This window comes from Paenibacillus sp. J31R109 (assembly GCF_059692055.1).
Window position 1 is genome coordinate 232608 of sequence record NZ_JCAUAR010000005.1, and the last position, 18889, is coordinate 251496.

Below are 18889 nucleotides of genomic sequence, written 5' to 3' on the forward strand. Positions count from 1 at the left end.
TCATTTCCCAATCCATAGTTCTATTTGAGGCAGGATTGCCATACCCATGAAAAAGGAAATTTAGGAAAGCTGTGGAAATGGTTTATATAACCAAGTTGTGAGGGGTACAAGATGAATTATTTAACGGAATCCTATGTAGATAGTTTGGCTCAGAACAGCAGTGCAATCAAGAACGGCAAGGATTTGGTGAAAAAAAATAGTTTTCCGCTGTTATGTCAATCGGAGGACAGCACGATTATTTTTGGAGAGTGTAAAGGGAGTGGAAAAGACCCGTATCAATGCTCGGTCGATATGGCAAAAGAGGGGAATCCCGTGTTTCGCTGTTCATGCCCGAGCCGCCAATTTCCATGCAAACACAATCTAGGTTTGATGTATGCCTATACGTCAGGCAAATCATTTACTACGGCATCTGTGCCTCAAGATATCGTGGATAAGCGGGAAAAGGCGGAGAAGCGGGAGGAGAAGAAGAAAGAACCCGTAGACCTGGATGCGCCGGTGGTTAAGCGAAAGACGAATAAGTCAGCTTTATTGAAGAAAATAGCGGCACAGTTAGAAGGAATCAGCATTGCAGAGAAGCTTATCTTGCAGCTTGTACAGTCAGGGCTGGGAAGCCTGGACAAAAAGGTACTGAAAACCGTTGAAGATCAGGCTAAACAGCTTGGTAACTATTATATTCCAGGGGTTCAAACGGCACTTCGTGATGTGAACCTTCAGTTTCATGCAGAGGCAGATCGGGAGACCGTCTACACAAATGTGATTGAGCAGCTTACCATCCTGCAAGCGTTGATTAAGAAAAGTAGAGAGTATCTCAACCGTAGATTGGAAAATCCAGATCTTCCTATGGATACGGAATCAACGTTGGAAGAGTGGCTTGGGCATGCCTGGCAAATCGCAGAACTGCGGGAGCTTGGTCGCGTTCGCAGCGATTCCTCAGAATTAGTGCAGTTATCGTTCCGATCCTACACAGATCATGCTAGAGGCGAGTACATAGATGAAGGATACTGGTCAGACTTACTAAGCGGACAGATTCATTTTACAAGAACGTATCGACCCTTCCGTGCAGCGAAATACATACGTGAAGATGACTCTGTCTTTGGAGTCGTCAAAGCGAAAGAACTAGCCCAATACCCAGGTGAGCTTAACACGAGGGTGCGTTGGGAAGAAGCAGCGTTCCGAGATGCTGACTCACAAGATTTTCAGACAATTCGTTCTTCAGCTCACAAGTCATTCCCGGAAATGATTAAAATCGTAAAGAACCAGATTAAAAATCCGCTTTCGGACAAGCGCCCAGTCGTATTGTTGCAATTTGCGGATATGAAAAAGAGTGAAACTTCCTATGTACTTATTGATGAACAAGGTAAGCAACTGCCACTACTAGATATTCCATATCTCAGTGAGCCTACGACACATTTGCTGCCTATGGTAAATAAAGCGTTCTTACAGAATCAGGTGATGCTGGTTATGTTCGAGCACAACTGGCAACATAACAGACTTGAAGCACAGCCATTAAGCATCGTAACGACGAATGAAGTCGTTCGCTTGCTCTATTGATGAATAAAATGAGGAGACGAACGCATGAGTATAGATCTATTGTTTGAACTGCAGCATGAGGTACGGCGGTTGTTTATAGCAGGTAGTGGCATGGCGGCAGGCGATTTGCGGTTACAGAAAATGCTTCCCAATCTTCAGAAGCTCGGGGAGTCAGCGCCGGTGTTTAATCGAGTGGCACAGGGAGTTAGCCAAGTTCTTGAAGCAGAGACAAGCAGCTCAGCGAGTAGACTTCTAGAGTTAGGAACACTCTTGAATTCCGTGCTGTATACGCAAGGGAAAACGGAGACGAAAGGGACACTCATACCTGTGGAAGGAACGGGAGCCAAGCTTTCGACGACCATAGCTTATCGTAAACTGTCTCCATTAATTGAGGCTTTGACGCAAAAAGGTCAGGGCCGAATGGAGCAGATCCGTCAAGGGTATGAGGATGGCTTATTTCACGATTTCCGCGTCATACCTGCTGCTGTATCGGGGTTAGACGATAGTTATGCCGAAATACCCGATTATCTTCATCGAACGGTGCTGCCTTCTCTCGGAATGGAGGCTCTCCCAGCACTTCAGCAGCAATTTAAGCTAGATGGCGGAAAAGGTGACGCACGTAGATTGGATCTTATCCACGATTTGCTTGACTTATCAGCCTTAGATCTCTTGCTTGAAGCTGCTGGGCAAGGTTCTACAGAGGTCCGATCCACAGCGATTGAGCTTCTAGGCGACTATCCAGAGCAGGAAGAATTTATTATAGAACAAGCAGATGATAAGAAAAAAGAGATACGCAGAGCCGCTCTCTTGGCCTTATCTCGTTTGGGAACGGAGCAAGCCGTTGCTCGCCTCTACAAGGCATTGGGATCGAAGGATCGAGATCTTGCGATAGAGCCGATTCAATTATGCAGGGCCAATGATCTAACGCTTCGTGTCATCGGGCATGCGGAAAGTGTATTGGAGCGATTTGTGCAACGGACAAATGATGAAGAGGCCGCACAGCAGTTGTTGACGGACATCCGCAGCTTACAAGGAAAAAGAGTACCGGAAGTTGTACATTTCCTAGAAAAATTGCTGACTACACCTCGTTTTATTGTTCCCCAAACGGAAGCTGTACAGGAGGCCGCAGCTGAACTTCTCCTGCAAGTTGATTTACCTGAGGCAGACCGTTTTGCTGTCACTTTGCATGAATTATACAATCGTAAATTTATATCATACAGCTTTAGAGCGGCCATCAAGATACTTCCTCCAGAAGATGTTTATGAACGCTTTTGCCATGATCTAAAAGATAAAAAGCAGACGGCGGCCAAGGACTTGTTACGCGTTCTGCGTACGATGTTTCCGTCTTTGGAACATCAAATGTACTATGCAACTGCCGAGTATGAGGCCGAGCATCAGGAGTGGGATCCTAGATGGGTGCATTTGTTTGTGAAATTGGATGAAACGGAGCTCGTTTGCCGACTTGCCCATGACAAGAATGCACAAATTGCTGCTTACTTGGTAGAAGCGTGCTGGAAGAAACCTGACTTTTTCAACCATACAACGAATCATTGTCTTATTGCCTTATTCCGTATGCCGTACAAGGAAGCTCCTGAGCTTCTCATGGAGATTTTGGAGAAAGGTAAGAAACAGATGTATTACTTCAATCATGCGCAACAGGTGCTTCTGAAATTATTACCGCGTACTTATTCGGAGAGACTGCAGCTTTTTGCGCAAAGTGTGTCCCATGAGTACTTGAGGAATCAACTGCTGGACATCGTTGAGACGATCGCTGCGAAGCCGGAACATACGGAACCAACAGATTATGAAGAGAAGGGACAGGGATTATGGGGATGGATCAAAAGCAAGATGTCGTAAGATTGCCCTCTGAACGTTTATACAGGGAAGAGTTGGAGGCTTTGAAAAAGATAGATCAAGATGCGAAGCCAGCAGGGTGGCAGCTTTCGCCGAAGGCGGTACTGACGTTTCTGACCGGTGGGAACGCCAAAGGGATCACGATTACGCCAAAATACATAGGCAACAAGCGGCTGGTAGAAATGGCTATAGCTACGCTGTTGACAGATCGAGCTCTCATGCTGATCGGGGAACCAGGAACGGCAAAGTCGTGGCTTTCGGAAAATTTGACAGCCGCCATCCACGGGGATTCTGGTAAAGTCATTCAAGGAACGGCAGGCACGAGCGAGGAGCATATTCGATATTCGTGGAATTATGCGATGCTGCTGGCACAAGGACCTTCCGATCAAGCGATTATAAAAAGTCCAATTTTCCGTGCTATGGAAACAGGGGGAATTGCCAGATTTGAAGAAATCTCACGCTGTGCTTCTGAAGTACAGGACGCTTTAATTTCCATCCTATCAGAGAAAACGATTTCGATCCCCGAGTTGGGGAGAGAAGTGTTCGCCGCACGAGGATTCTCCATTATTGCAACAGCGAACACGCGTGACCGTGGCGTAAATGAGATGTCAGCCGCTCTGAAGCGGCGCTTTAATATCATAGTGCTCCCATCCCCATCTGATATTGAGACGGAAGTCGAGATTGTTCGCAAACGTGTCAGAGAGATCTCGACGAGCTATGAGTTAAGAGCTTCGCTTCCCGAGGAGGAAGCTGTGCGGAAGGTTGTGACCATTTTTCGCGAGCTGCGCAGCGGCATGACACTAGATGGCAAAGAGAAAGTGAAAGGGCCGAGCGGTGTGATCTCAACTGCTGAAGCGATTTCGCTTTTGACTGGCAGTATGGCGTTGGCTGGAAGCTTTGGGAGCGGTCAGATAAGAGAAGAAGATATTGCCGCAGGGCTGCAGGGTGCTATTGTGAAAGACGAAGAGAAGGACCGCCTCGTGTGGAAGGAATATTTAGAAAATGTGATGAAAAAGCGGGGATCGACATGGAGAAATCTGTACTTCGCGTGCTCGGAGATGAACAACTAGATCGCAGTCAGGGGTTTCATGTTTTTGGTATACGACACTTATCTCCTACAGGTGCTTTCCACCTTCTTGCTTTCTTAGATGAAGTGAAGCCGACGGCCGTGCTCGTTGAAGGCCCTAGCGACGCAAGCGGTTTAATTGCAGAGCTAACCTCTCATGGCGTGGTCCCGCCCATTGCTATTTTAGCCTATACGGATCAACTGCCTGTCAGGACGTTATTGTACCCGTATGCGAGTTATTCGCCGGAGTATCAGGCATTTCAATGGGCTTCTCAGAACGGGGCACAGGCTGCATTTATCGATCTGCCCACTGAACATGCCTTGGCGCTATACGAACAAAGGAAACCTAGGTCACCTTCTGCTGCGGGTGAGATCAGTCAGGCGGATGATGATTTTCAGACGTATGTCCAAGGACAGCGGAGACTGTATGAACAGCTTGCTGAATTATCGGCAGAGCCGGATTACGAAGCGTACTGGGAGCGTCATTTTGAACATAATTTGCAAAAGGATGCTTATCGCCTTGGCATTTATCAATTCTCGGCTCAGATGCGGGAGTTGACCTCGCAGCAGGAGTGGCAATTCGCACCGCAAGAAGCGGCTTACAATGAGATTCGGGAAGCCTACATGCGGCGCAAAATTCAGGATACCATCGAAGCTGGGCACGCTCCGGAGAAAATTGTTGTCGTAACAGGTGCGCATCATGCCTCCGCATTAGATTTTCGCTTTCCGCGGATGACGGACGAACAGTTGAAGGGACTGCCTAAGACAAGAACGAAACTTACGTTGATGCCTTATTCTTTCTACAAGTTGTCGACCCACTCCGGCTATGGGGCTGGGAATCAGGCACCGGCTTACTTTGAATTGTTGTGGCAGTGCCTGCAAAAGGGTGACTTGAACAGGCTTCCATCTTTGTATTTCTCACAGGTAGCTGCCTACCTTAGGGAACATGGTACGTATAGATCCACAGCTTCGCTCATTGAAAGTGTGAGGCTGGCAGAGGCTCTTGCTGCGTTACATGATGGTACTCAACCTACATGGAAAGACCTTCGAGACGCAGCAATCGTATGTCTTGGACATGGTGAGCTTTCGACAATCGTGGAAGCTCTGACGAGGACGGATGTGGGCACGGCCATCGGCAGATTGCCAGAAGGCGTCAGCCAGACACCGATTCAAGATGATTTGAACAGAGAGCTTAAGCGGCTCAAATTGGAGAAATTCAAATCTACGGTTGCTGCGACCTTAGAGCTGGATTTGCGTGAAAATCGCAGAGTGAAGTCGGAGGAAGCGGCATTTCTAGATTTGAAGCGGTCCGTTCTCTTGCACCGGCTAGAACTGCTTGGCATTAACTTCGCCAAGAAGGAAAGCGTGCATCAAGACTCCGCATCATGGGCGGAGAACTGGGTGCTTCAGTGGACGCCAGAAGCTGAGATTCAAGCAGTGGAGTCGACCCTGAAGGGGGAGACAATTGAGCTGGCTGCAGCTTTTGTGCTGAAGGAACGGCTCGACATTTGCGTTGATATCGCGGAAGCTTCGCGAATCATTCGGGCCGCCTGCGACTGCGCGTTAACCGCCTTGATGGAGCAGGGCCAATCTGCGCTGCAAGGGCTTGCGGTGGATGCGGGCAACTTCGAGCAGATCGCGGGGGCGGCCTATGAGCTGTCGGTGTTGATCCGTTATGGATCGCTTCGGCGAATTGATACGGCTACCCTTGTTCCGCTGCTCCAACAGTTGTTCCTTCGCGGAACACTGCTTCTTGTAGATAGCGCGGGATGCAACGATGACGCTGCTCAGGGGATGGTTCGAGCGATTCAATCGCTGCACACCATTGCCCAGGACCATTTTGAAGAGGTAGACGATGGTTTATGGTTGAGTCAACTACAAGAGCTAGCATCGCGTGATGATCGAAATGCCAAACTGTCAGGCTTTGCTTTCGCTATTTTACTGGAACGCAATGAAATACCGAATGAGCGTGTTGCGACGGAAGTTTCACGCAGGTTGTCCCCAGGTATCCCCGTTGATTTGGGAGCGGGATGGTTTGAAGGCATGTCAATGCGCAATCGTTATGCACTGCTATCACGGATATCGTTGTGGCAGCAGCTTGATCTGTATATCGGATCGCTGGATAAAGCAGCATTTAGGCGTTCCCTTGTGTTTTTGCGCAGAGCTTTTGGTTCATTTGAACCGAGGGAGAAGGCATCTGTGGCCGAGATGATGGGCGATATTTGGGGAGTTGGCGCAGATCAAGGTGGAGCTGCTTTACAGCAGCCATTAAGTGAGGAAGAGAAGGAGAAGCTGGATGAGCTGGGTGACTTTGATTTTGGGGATTTATAGCCTATGACAATCATGGATCAGGAACAATTAAAGCGTTGGCGATTAATACTAGGTGCGGCATCTGAAGAGAAGCTGCAGTCTTTCGGCTCTGGAGACGGCATGCTCGACGAAGAGTCCAGACTCATGGACGAAGCGCTTGCCGCGATCTATGATGAGACCTCTAGCACGAGTGTTGATGATGGTTCGCATACCGGCGGCTCCCGCAAAGCAGGGCTTGGCCCTTCATCCCCGAAGCTAGCCAAATGGTTGGGCGATATCCGCACCTTTTTCCCGGCAGACGTGGTCTCGGTCATTCAGTCCGATGCGATTGAGCGCAAAGGTTTGAAACAGCTGCTCTTCGAACCGGAGCTTCTCTCCCAAGTGAAGCCGGACATTCAAATGGTCGCTACGTTAATGGCGCTTAAAGGGAAAATACCCGAGAAAACGAAAGAAACGGCTAGACAATTAGTAAAGGCCGTTGTAGATGACATCGTCCAGCGGCTTGCGCAGGATTTGCGCCGAGCGGTTACAGGTGCCCTGAATCGCAGGCAGCATTCACCGTTGCCATCGGCAACAGGACTGGACTGGAACACGACCATTCGCAAAAATCTTAAGCACTACGACAAAGAGCGTGGGCTTCTGCTGCCTGAGAAAGTCTACTTCTTTGACCGCGCACGGCGCAGCAAAGAGTGGACGGTTATCTTAGATATTGATCAAAGCGGATCGATGGCGGGTTCGGTCATTTATGCTTCCATTATTGGTTCTATTTTTGCCAGCATGCCAGCGCTGGACACGCGAGTGGTTGCTTTTGACACTGAGGTCGTAGATTTAAGTGAGCAGTGTGCAGAAGATCCCGTTGATATGCTATTTGGGATTCAGCTTGGTGGAGGAACCGATATTAACAAATCGATAACTTACTGCGAATCTTTTATCACGGAGCCGAAGAAAACGCTGTTTATCTTGGTCTCCGATTTGTATGAAGGCGGCAATCGGACAGAGATGATTAGGCGGCTTGTCGACATGCATCAGGCTGGCGTAAAGACGATCTGTCTGCTCGCATTATCTGATCAGGGGGTGCCTTCGTATGATGATGCTGTTGCCAAAAAGCTGGCTACATACGGTATCCCCTGCTTTGGATGCTCGCCTGAGAAGCTCCCGGAATTGATGGAGGGGGCATTAAAAGGGCATGATTTGGCCTTGCTTGCGGAGCGGGTAAAGCAGGGGAAGGAAATGTAGCTTTGTCGAAAGACCTTTATTCAAATAGACCTTGAACGTCTGCCTATCCTGCAGATTCGTTCAAGGTTTTTTGTTCGGGCATGTGATTTGAATCACTGCTCATTCATGTATAAAGAGTTACACTATGGAGAGAGTAGGTAAGAGATTTTCAAACAAGCAGATACGTAGAGAGAGAAAGGGAGGATTACTATGTTCTACTACTGGTCAACGGGGATCATATGTTTGATTTCTTTGGTTGCGACGTTATACGTAGGATTTTCGAGGAGAAATCAAGAAACAAACGATAATTATACCAAAAGCACGGCAAAGAACTTAAACGGATTACTTGTGTTGAATGTCCTGTTTGTTATCGTGTTTAGTTTGTTTTTGGTCTATTGGATTTGGTTCAAATAGTTGTTTGCCAAAAAAGGAAGTCAAGGATAATCCCATATCCTTGACTTCCTTTTTTTATTCCTTAACAGCCCCAAGCGTGGCGCCTTGAACAAAATATTTTTGTATAAACGGATACACCAGAAGAATCGGCAGCGTCACGAAAATAATCGTAGCAGCCTGCAAGGTTTGCGAATTATAGGCCATCGCATTCAAGTTAGCGGCTAGATCCGTGTTCACCATCGTTTCCCGCAGTTTGAGCTGCAGCGGATATAGGTTGGGATTACGGATAAATAATATGGCATGATAGAACATGTTCCAATAAATGACGGCGTAGAATAATCCCATTGTGGCCAAAGCCGGTTTGGAGAGGGGGATGACCACTCGGAATAAGATGCCGTAATCCGTACAACCATCGATGCGGGCAGATTCCTCCAACTCATAGGGCAGCTGCTGAAAAAAGGTGCGCAGAATGATCAGATTGAATGCGCTGATTGTAGAGGGAAGGATCAATACCCAAATGCTGTCAAGCAGGCCGAGAGACTTGATCGTCAAGAAGTAGGGGATCATTGGTGCCTGAAAAATCATCGTAAAAACAATGCCCATCATAATGGTATGGCGAATGCGGAAGTCTTTGCGCGCCAGCGGGTAAGCCAATAAGGATGTAAATAGCAGGCTAAGCAGCGTGCCAACCACGGTAACGAATATATTGACACCTAACGAGCGCCACAGATCCACTTTTGCTAGAATATGCGTCCAAGCGGAGCTGGTTATTTCAACGGGTAGAAACTGTACCTGATGGGCATCTACGGCTGCTGGATCGCTTAGTGAAATCGCAAACACGTGGATAATAGGTAGAATCATCGTGACGGACAGGAGGAGCAGCACGATATAATTCATCATGCGAAAGCTAGTTTCTCCAAGACTTGACTTCATATTAGAACAACCCCTGTTGTGTTGTTTTTTTGGAAATGATATTACAGCCATAGAGCAGAACGAAGCCCACAATGGATTTAAACAATCCTACCGCCGTAGTGAAACTATATTGCCCTTCCAATATGCCTGTTCGGTATACATACGTATCGATAATATCTCCAACAGCTGTGGTAGACGGTGTTAGAAGCACATAAATGTGATCAAACCCAAGCTCGAGGAAATTCCCTATTTTCAGCAGCAATAAAATAATAATCGTCGGCAGCAGCGAAGGTAATGTAATGTACCAGATTTGCAAGAATCGATTGGCCCCGTCAACTCTGGCCGCTTCATATAAACTCGGGTTGATGCCAGCGATAGCCGCCAAATAAATAATAGCTCCCCAACCAATCTCCTTCCAAATCGAAGACAGGACAACAATGGTACGGAAAAAGCTCTCGCGCTGCATATATAAGACAGGCTCGGCTCCAAACCAGGTTCGAAGCGAATTGATGAATCCGCCTAAGGAGAGTAATTCAAAGATTAAACCGCCCACAATAACCCAGGATAAAAAGTGAGGTAAATAGAAGAACGTTTGAATCGTCTTTTTCAGGAACATCATGCGTACCTCATTTAATAAGAGGGCTAGAATGATAGGCGCAGGAAATCCGAACACGAGCTGGTACGTGCCGAGCACTAACGTATTTTTGAGCACAACAACAATGTTGGGATACGTAAACATAAATTCAAAATGCTTGAGGCCGACCCACGGACTTTTTAATATGCCATTTAAAATTTGAAAGTCCTGAAAAGCGATAACCGATCCGAGGAGTGGAACATATTTGAATACTATAAAAAAGAGCAGTCCAGGTAAAACCATCGTATACAACATCCATTGGGCTCGAAATGTACGAAAGGCTTTCTGAGATAGGGTTCTTCGTTGGCTTACTCTTACTTCCATCTGGTTCTCGTACATGGTGCCTCCTTCTCATTCGCTAATCACATGGCTTGAAAGGAAGGGGAGGGCTCCTGCTGGAGACCTCTCCCGCGCTATGTTACTTCTTGTTTACTTTCTGATACCACTCATTGGCGCGTTTGGTTACTTCTGTTCCGCCGGATTCATTCCATTTTTTAACCAATTCGTCGAACTTCTCAATCGGCCATTCACCGATAATAATGTTGGCCATGTACTGCTGGAACAACTTATGCGTTTTAATATCCGCAAAACCGTCGTATACGCTGATTGGCATGCCATCACCTGCGAGTACTTTGGTCGTTTTGTTAATCCGATCGTACATCTCGATCATGTCTTTATAGCGGGTTGGATATTTAATCGTTAGCTCGGCTACTTTGGACTTGTAATCAAATGTACTGACGGATGCGGAGAAAATCGTTTTACGCTGTGTCCAATTTTCCGTCGTATCTTTGTCCGGTAAATATTTCTTTTTCCCGTTTTCCATCACGAAGCTGTCGTTCTCAAGTCCGTAGGAGTTAAAATCAACACCTTCCGGTGTGTAATAAAAGTCGAGATATTTCAATACGGAAGCGGCTTTAGCCTCCGCTTTTTTGGGAATGACCCATTCCACGAATCCGAACCTTTTCAGCGAGTAGAAGCCGTTATAGCCAGTAACTTTAGGAACGGGCACCATGGTGAAATCCGCGTTCGGATTTTTCTTCCTTAAGCCCTCATAGCCCCCGACTGTGATAGTACTATCTACGATATGATAGAAAGCACCTACGGTATCATTCAGAATTTTACCTGTCCAAACCTCTTGTTTATTGAGGAAAGTTTCGTTATCCAGTAGCTTTTCCTTGTACAGATCACGAGCGAACTTAATCGCTTCCTTCATATTAGGCTGAATTCCTGAATACTGAAGCTTACCATCGATTAAATCCCATTCTGGATAACCTTCCCACATCGCCACCCCGTACATGGCAAAAATATGATCCATCCACCGGCCTTGCTCGCGTCCGCTTGTTGGAATTTCATCCTTTTTCCCGTTGCCGTTAGGATCTTTATCCCGGAAAGCTCGAAGCATCTCGACAAATTGATCCTGTGTCTCAGGGAGACCCAGTCCGACGTTCTTCAACCAGTCCGTTCGTAAAATCAAACCACGGTTATTCGTATTTTGCAGGGAAGGAATGTAATAAATCTTGCCGTCTGGGGAGGTAGAGCGAACGATATCCCAGATCTCCTTCGGAAAGTACTTCCATAAGTTTGGCGCATATTTGGGCAGCAAATCATCGAGCGCTAGAGCTCCACCTTGCGTAATCAGCGTCTGCTCGACGCCATTCATCGGCCTGATAATGTCTGGCAGATCGCCGGATGCAATCATCGTCTGCAGCTTCTGGGCATAATCCGCTCCGCCGCCCCAAGGTGCGGTTTCATAAACAGGCTCGATCCCAAGCTGCTTGATGAAATACTGTGTGTACTTATTGTTAGTATCAGGCAGAGGAGGATCAATGGGTCCTCGGAATACTCTTATTTTTTCTACCTTTTTGGCATCGGCAGCGCCATTAGTTGGTGCGGGAGCATTATTGCTGCAGCCTATAACTAGCGATGTTGCTATTACAACTAATGCTCCGGAACTTGCCAAATTTCTCCAACGTAATTGTTTCATACGTCAACCCCTCTTCTGTTCTTTTGCTCGATACACCTGTATCATAAGATGCTTGGAACGATGCTATCAATAGTTGAAAACGCTTAAATATAGGCCAATTCGCCAAAACTGACGCCAATTATTGTATATGCATATCCGCTGTTGGAATGGAATATTGCTCACAGGCCTCTTGACGGCTGTATATTTAATGAAGAATACTTATAATGTAACTAAAGGTTTGAAGTAACGAAAACTGTTGATTTGACGATAAGTTGAGGCATCTAGAAAGGGGGAACCGCCTGTTGAAGACGATGAAAAGCTGGTATGACTACTTTCATTCTAACCGAAGTTCACGACTCATACTTCTCTTAACGATAGGCATGTTCATTATTATTACGACAGCAGGTTCGACTTCCTATGTGAGCAGCAAGTCCGTGCTGCAGGGGGAAGTCAGCGAGCCACAGATTCACCTGCTCCGCCTCGGAATGGAAGCCGTCAATAACTCGATCAACACAGCAGATCAAATCGGCGTTAATATTTTACTATCAAAGTTGACCTATCAGTTTCTGAATCCCGTATCGGACATGCAGCAAACGGAAATTGCCCACTTGGTCGAGTATCTAGACAATCTTACCGTTTCTCCAGCGGTCGAAGCCGTCATGATTTATGATCTTGTACGTCAACGAATTGTCGGCAGTACCCCTTATGGCTATAGCTCGCAGCTGTCGAATCTGTTTGACACGGGATGGCAAAGTTATATTGCTGATTTAAATCCCAATCGCTTCACGATCGTGGATCGGACCAAAAGCAGTCAATTCGGCACGGAGCAAAAAATAGAAACCATTACCTTGTTCAGACCCGTGGTACGTGAGGATGCCATTGTTGGAGTAATCATGGTCAATATTAATAAGAAGAAGCTTTTTGATAAAATATTTGAAAATTACACTTCACAAACGGACGCATCCCGATTTGTTATTGATAGCAACAATCATATTATTTATGAGACCAACAATCGAATTCTATCACAAGCTGGGATCGCCTCAGCTATTTCGCAAAATAATAAGACGTATTTTGATTTCTCCGATGACAAGGAAACCTATCTGATTTCCCAGGTGTCTTCGGATATAACCGGATGGAAATTCGTATCCATTATTACCCAGCAGCGATTATTGCAAAAGGTTAGCACAATTCGAAATGCGGTGTTCGGATTATCGATCATTTCCATTATTGCGGGTATTATCGGCATCATTATTACGCACTATATTACATTCAAACCGGTCCGCAGAATCAGGCATTTGCTATTGGGGGGTCAAACACACCCTACGAATCTGGAAAATCGTGATCTGGAGGATTACTTGGTGAAGTTGACGACAGATCTGTCCAATGCGTCCAGCCTAGTCAAGCACAATCGCAGCGAGCTGCACGCCAAATATATGCATGATTTGATTGCTGGACGAATGAGCTCATGGGAAATGAAGGATCGTTGGCATCGCCATTTTACAGATTGGACGGATCAATCGCTATTCACCGTTCTCTTATCAATCGATAAGTATTATCAATGGACTAGCTCTTACAATGAGGAAGATCAGAACTTGCTCTGGTTTGCTATTAAAAATGTAACAGAGGAAATAATGGGCAGCCATTGGCGGATTGCCCTCGTTGAGCGCGATTTGAACTTGCTCTTGATTGTGCAGAAAACAGATGAGAGGCAACATATTCAACTGCTGAGGGAGGACTTGTCCTATTTAGCGGATACGATTCATAAGCTGATCCATGTTGAAGTCTCGGCAGCAGTGGGGAATGAATTTGGCGATTATGTAAACTTGCGCAATAGTTGTTTGCAAGCGGAGTTGGCGTTGACCTACCGGCTTTATAGCGGGTATTCGAGTATAACCCTCTTCAGTGAATTGGAAGAACCTGCGGACAACAAAACGATGGACCCCCTATGGAAAAAGGATTTGTTAACCTGCCTAGAAGGGGGGAACGAAGAAATTGCCTTCAAGCTGCTAGATGCATTAAAACAATTTATGAAAGAATCGCTCGTTTCACCAGCTGAAGCTATTTCTTTTTTTCAGCAATTGATGGATGGTCTCGTTTCGCATTTCGGCGAACAAGGTATTGCTAAACTCAGTATCCTGCGTAGATATAATAGTTTTTGGTTTAAGACGATGCATCTCGATGATATTATCCAAGTGTTTGTTCAAGTGTATCAGGAATCCTCACAGCTATCTGAGCAGCGCTCGAACAGCCGGGATTATCTGGTTGTCCAGCAAATGGTTCATTATATGAAGCAGCATCTTCATGAAAATATCGGTGTATCCGAAATTGCCGATTCTGTCGGGTTGAGCAAGTCTTCCGTCAACAGCATTTTCAAACAGGAAATGAACAGGACTTTATATGATTATTTGACCGAACTGCGTATGCATGAGATCGAGGCACAATTGGAAGGGACTGATCTGAAAATAGCGGATATAGCCGTAAAAGTCGGATACCAGAATGAGAACAGTCTGATTCGTGCTTTCAGGAAGCATCGCAGCATTACACCAGGACAATTCAGAGAAATGGCTAGAAAACAGCAATCCTCCGATTCATCAACGTATATACAATAAAGCCGATTGATAGAGATTGGACGATTAGAGGATTCATTCGTGGATCCGACTATTGTTTCTACAGTCTCTTTTTTTTATCTTAGGAGTGGTACCTCTATTGTAAGGGAGTTGATTTCCGATTAAGCGGGTTCACTACGAGATTACTTTTAAGTAAACGAAGAGGAGGCTTGTTCATGCCATTCAACATGCATGAGATTGTATCCAAAAGAACAATTAGTCTTATGGTAGGGGCCGTCATGCTACTAAGTGTTGGCAGCGCTTTCACGGATTCGCGTACAGCTTTCGCCGCAGCCATCAATGAGAACTTTAATGCTGGCACGACGGGTGCCGCACCATCTGGCTGGACCCTTACAGGAACTGGCGGCACTGCGCTTGTTGCCAACATACCGGACAGTGTGAATAAAAGCCTGAAATTAACGGATACCAGCACGTCGCAGAAAATTGAAGCTTCCAAGTCTTTTTCCGTATCGGGCGATAGCTACACCGTCGAATTCGATGTCATGTCAGCGCAAACGAATATGCTCAGCGCATTCTACCTGAGCGGCAATTCCGGGCTGCAGGCGGTGACGGTTGCATTTGATGAAACCGGCAATGTGTACACGTATTATGGCGCTACCAAGACGACCATTCAAGCGTACTCTGCCAACACCTGGTACCATGTCAAAATTGTAGCCCGTACCAGTAACGATACCTTTGACTTATACATCGATGGCGTATTGAAAAGCAGTAACCAAAGCTTGAGAAATGCGGTAAGCACTCTGACGGACGTTAAAGTTTCCACGTCCACCGCACAAACTGGCACTGTCTATTGGGATAATATTTCCGCAGACGCCATAACTGCACCTTCTAGTGAGTACGAGGACTTAAGAAACAAATGGCGGAGCTTTTTGACAGGCGGGGTTTATTCGACAACGGATTCGGATATCGCTGCGCAATTGACCGCTTTGACGACAACGGCATCCGATTATCAAACCACGATGAACACGTCATCAGGCCGCACCTATTTGTGGCCCGATCTAGATGATGGAACGACTTCGGTAGCCAATACGAAATCCAGTTATATGACGTTATCCTATGAGCGCTTAGAAGCTATGGCCTTGGCCTATGCCTCAATCGGCTCTAGTCTTTACCACAATACCGGCTTATTAGCGGATATCATCGGAGGTCTCGATTGGCTGTATGCCAACAAATACAATGAAACCAAGACCAAAACAGGGAATTGGTTCGATTGGGAGATCGGAACGCCGTTGACACTTAACAACACGACGACGCTTCTGTATGATCAACTCAGTTCCACGCAAATTACGAACTATATGAATGCGGTGAATCAGTTTTCGCCAAGTGCGACAACGGCTAACGGAGGGACGGCCACTGGGGCTAATCGGGTCTGGAAAGCCAAGGTTGTTGGTATTCGGGGCATCCTTGTCGATAGCAGCACCAAAATCGCGGCGGGACGCGATGCGCTCACACAAGTGTTCGACTATGTAACGAGTGGTGACGGCTTTTATACAGATGGTTCGTTCATTCAGCATACAGGATTTGCCTATACAGGAGGCTATGGCAATTCACTATTGCGGGAAATCGTTCCCTTCATGTATGTCCTGGATGGCTCGACATGGGCCGTAACCAGCACCAATTCACAGAACTTGTACAAATGGGTATACGATTCGTTTGAGCCTATTATTTATAAAGGCGCTATGATGGATATGTCCAGAGGGCGTGGCATTTCGCGGCGTGAAACTCAGGATCATGTTGTAGGTAATGAAGCGATTAGCGCTATTTTGCAGCTGTCTCAATTTGCTCCATCCCTTGATGCGGCTAAGTATAAAAGCATGGTGAAGTATTGGATACAGCAAGATACATTCCACAATTATTATGCCAATGCTGGCTCCATTTATCATATTAGCAAAGCCAAGGAAATTGTAGGTGACACCAGTGTCACTGCTAGAGCGGAGCTGATTACGACCAAGATCTTCGCCTCCATGGACCGTGCCATACATGTGCGGCCTGGATTTGGATTTGCTTTAGCCATGTCCTCAAGTCGGATTAAAAACTACGAATCCATTAATAACGAGAACCTTAAAGGATGGTACACCGGGGACGGCATGACCTATCTATATAATCAAGACCTCGGACAGTACAGTGATGAATACTGGGGGCTTGTGAACAAATACAGACTTCCAGGAACAACGGTAGATACACAGACCAGAGGAAATTCCTCCGGGCAGGGATACACCAGCAGTAAAAATTGGGTCGGCGGCACGACAAACGGTTCGTATGGTGTATCGGGTATGGAACTGGATAGTTATAACAATACACTGACAGCCAAAAAATCATGGTTTATGTTTGATGATGAGATCATCTCGTTGGGAGCCGGGATCACGAGTACAGACAACAGGACGATAGAAACAACGATTGAAAATCGTAAGATTAACAGCTCGGGAAATAACGCTTTGACCGTCAATAATACAGCGAAATCTACTTCGCTATCTTGGTCCGAAACGATGACTGGGGTCAATTGGATGCATCTTGCCGGCAATGGTTCTAATTCGGATATCGGTTATTATTTTCCAGGTTCAGCAACGGTCAAAGGTTTACGGGAAGCGCGAACTGGCACGTGGGCAAGCATGAATACGTATGCCAAAAGCATTGACAATACTTCTCTGACCCGCAATTTCCTAACGATGTGGCTGGATCACGGCTCTAATCCTTCCAACGCCAACTATGCTTATGTGCTGCTCCCGAACAAAACCAGCACACAGGTGAGCAACTACGCCGCAAGTCCTGACATTGCGGTGCTAGAAAATTCAACTAGCGCTCAAGCGGTTAAGGAAACGAGCCTTAATGTGGTAGGTGCTAACTTCTGGACGGATACGGCTGCAACGATCAACGTCGGTGGTGTTGCATTTTTAACCAGCAACAAGAAAGCATCCGTTCTGACCCTAGAATCGGCGAACGATATTGAGCTTACGGTCTCTGACCCGACACAAGCGAATACAGGAACCATTCAGCTCGAAATCAACCGCAGTGCTAGCAGTCTCGTCTCCAGTGATCCTGCAGTTACCGTCACTCAGTTAAGTCCGACGATTAAAGTCACAGTGAATGTCAGCGGGGCCAAAGGAAAAACGTTCAAAGCCTTATTTGATAAATAGAAAAATGGAGAAGAGGGAGAGAGACGATATGGTGATATTTGAACAAATCCAATTTCATAATGTAGAAGAGCTGGAACCGTCCACTACCTTCTCAGGGCACATTTTGCAGCGTTATCCGAAGGAAGTACGCCACCGGCTTGGTCGTTCTGGCGACCAAAGAGGCCGTTTCATCGCAGCCATGTCAACAGGCTGCGAAATCCGGTTTGTCACCGAAGCACCAGTTATTCGGATTACGTTATCCGCACCTATTACAGGAGGAGATATCGTCGTGTACAACGGCGATTATGTCAACTCGGTGCATCAGCTTGAGCCTGGTGTACCGAAAACGCTCCATCTGGAAGTACCCGCAGATTTTGCTGGTGTGCGCCCCGAAGCGCTGCGTCAAGATGGGCGCTTCTCGCCAGATGTGTGGCGGATATTCGTCAGCCGCAGCTATCTAGGCGGGCCTGGATTCCAGGTCGCGTTTCATGAACTGGATACATTTGGGCATGGACACCGTCCGCCGCTTACTCATGAAATTCCGGCACGTCGATGGCTTGCCTACGGGTCTTCCATTACGCAAGGATCAGGTGCTACGCTGCACCATCAGGCTTACATTCAACAGGCGGCTAGAAGGCTGGGCCTTGATGTACTGAATAAAGGATTAGGCGGAGCCTGTCTATGTGAGCCGGAAGCGGCCGATTTCCTAGCGGCTCATAATGGTTGGGAAATAGCGACGCTGGAATTAGGCGTGAACATGAGGGGACATTTTACGGTCGAGGAATTTACGGGGAGAGCGCGTTATCTTGTCGAACAAATAGCGGTCAATCATCCTGGTAAACCGATTTTCCTCCTAAATATGTTTCCAAACAGCTCAGACTTTTTACGTGATGGTTCTCATCCGCTGACAGTCGCTAATCGCGAGTTCCGAGAGGCGCTCCGAAGCATTCATCAGCAGCTTGATCTGCCGAATCTACATCTGCTAGAAGGGGAAACGATATTGACGGATTTCTCCGCATTGGCAGGAGATCTCATTCATCCATCGGATTATGGTCATATTCTGATGGGTCAACGATTAGCGGAGGAAATGCAAAGTCGCTTGTAGATGGCGAAGTAGACCGATAGACAAAGCACCTTTATCCCACAGCATACTGTGCGATAAAGGTGCTTTTCTTTTTTGCTAATCACGTTTTTTTGCGCCGTACAGCCCTCGATCTGCTATGCAAAAAAACAAAACCACGAAAATATCGAAGATTTACATCCTTTTCGGCA

At 46.7% G+C, this 18889-nt stretch carries 11 protein-coding genes; 8 read left to right on the forward strand and 3 right to left on the reverse strand.

From position 1 onward, the window contains the following. Nucleotides 1-111 precede the first annotated feature (111 nt). The 5 genes from AC58QT_RS16220 to AC58QT_RS16240 are packed head-to-tail and all read left to right on the forward strand — an operon-like array spanning nucleotide 112 to nucleotide 7996. Nucleotides 112-1551 carry an SWIM zinc finger family protein gene (locus tag AC58QT_RS16220; RefSeq protein WP_497409902.1) on the forward strand — a complete coding sequence of 480 codons (1440 nt, stop codon included), beginning with the start codon at nucleotides 112-114 and terminating at the stop codon, nucleotides 1549-1551. A 24-nt stretch (nucleotides 1552-1575) separates the two neighbouring features. Beyond that, nucleotides 1576-3387 (forward strand): HEAT repeat domain-containing protein, encoded by a 1812-nt coding sequence (locus tag AC58QT_RS16225; protein ID WP_497409903.1) that lies wholly within the window; start codon nucleotides 1576-1578, stop codon nucleotides 3385-3387. Beyond that, nucleotides 3363-4454, forward strand: coding sequence for an ATP-binding protein (locus AC58QT_RS16230; RefSeq protein ID WP_497410040.1), 1092 nt, complete (start codon nucleotides 3363-3365; stop codon nucleotides 4452-4454). The genes AC58QT_RS16225 and AC58QT_RS16230 overlap by 25 nt, the downstream gene beginning before the upstream one ends. Then, nucleotides 4412-6781 carry a DUF5682 family protein gene (locus AC58QT_RS16235; RefSeq protein ID WP_497409904.1) on the forward strand — a complete coding sequence of 790 codons (2370 nt, stop codon included), beginning with the start codon at nucleotides 4412-4414 and terminating at the stop codon, nucleotides 6779-6781. The genes AC58QT_RS16230 and AC58QT_RS16235 overlap by 43 nt, the downstream gene beginning before the upstream one ends. A 3-nt stretch (nucleotides 6782-6784) precedes the next feature. Continuing rightward, nucleotides 6785-7996 carry a VWA domain-containing protein gene (locus tag AC58QT_RS16240; protein ID WP_497409905.1) on the forward strand — a complete coding sequence of 404 codons (1212 nt, stop codon included), beginning with the start codon at nucleotides 6785-6787 and terminating at the stop codon, nucleotides 7994-7996. A 447-nt stretch (nucleotides 7997-8443) separates the two neighbouring features. On the opposite strand, the gene AC58QT_RS16245 is transcribed toward AC58QT_RS16240, so the two are convergent. From AC58QT_RS16245 to AC58QT_RS16255, 3 genes are all read right to left on the reverse strand, one after another. Then, nucleotides 8444-9301 (reverse strand): carbohydrate ABC transporter permease, encoded by an 858-nt coding sequence (locus AC58QT_RS16245; protein ID WP_497409906.1) that lies wholly within the window; start codon nucleotides 9299-9301, stop codon nucleotides 8444-8446. 1 nt (nucleotide 9302) lies between these two features. Then, the gene (locus tag AC58QT_RS16250) at nucleotides 9303-10253 is read right to left on the reverse strand and encodes an ABC transporter permease (RefSeq protein ID WP_497409907.1); all 951 of its coding nucleotides are present in this window, start codon (nucleotides 10251-10253) and stop codon (nucleotides 9303-9305) included. A 79-nt stretch (nucleotides 10254-10332) separates the two neighbouring features. Beyond that, nucleotides 10333-11898: an extracellular solute-binding protein gene (locus AC58QT_RS16255; RefSeq protein WP_497409908.1), complete on the reverse strand. Its 1566-nt coding sequence runs from the start codon at nucleotides 11896-11898 to the stop codon at nucleotides 10333-10335. 290 nt (nucleotides 11899-12188) lie between these two features. Here AC58QT_RS16255 and AC58QT_RS16260 point away from each other — a divergent pair, with 290 nt between their 5' ends. The 3 genes from AC58QT_RS16260 (at nucleotide 12189) to AC58QT_RS16270 (ending at nucleotide 18722) form a co-directional block, all read left to right on the forward strand. Continuing rightward, a complete protein-coding gene (locus tag AC58QT_RS16260; protein WP_497410041.1) occupies nucleotides 12189-14486 on the forward strand; it encodes an AraC family transcriptional regulator in 2298 nt (765 codons plus the stop codon). A gap of 173 nt (nucleotides 14487-14659) precedes the next feature. After that, a complete protein-coding gene (locus AC58QT_RS16265) occupies nucleotides 14660-17638 on the forward strand; it encodes a polysaccharide lyase family 8 super-sandwich domain-containing protein (RefSeq protein ID WP_497409909.1) in 2979 nt (992 codons plus the stop codon). A gap of 28 nt (nucleotides 17639-17666) precedes the next feature. Next, a complete protein-coding gene (locus tag AC58QT_RS16270) occupies nucleotides 17667-18722 on the forward strand; it encodes an SGNH/GDSL hydrolase family protein (RefSeq protein ID WP_497409910.1) in 1056 nt (351 codons plus the stop codon). Nucleotides 18723-18889 lie beyond the last annotated feature (167 nt).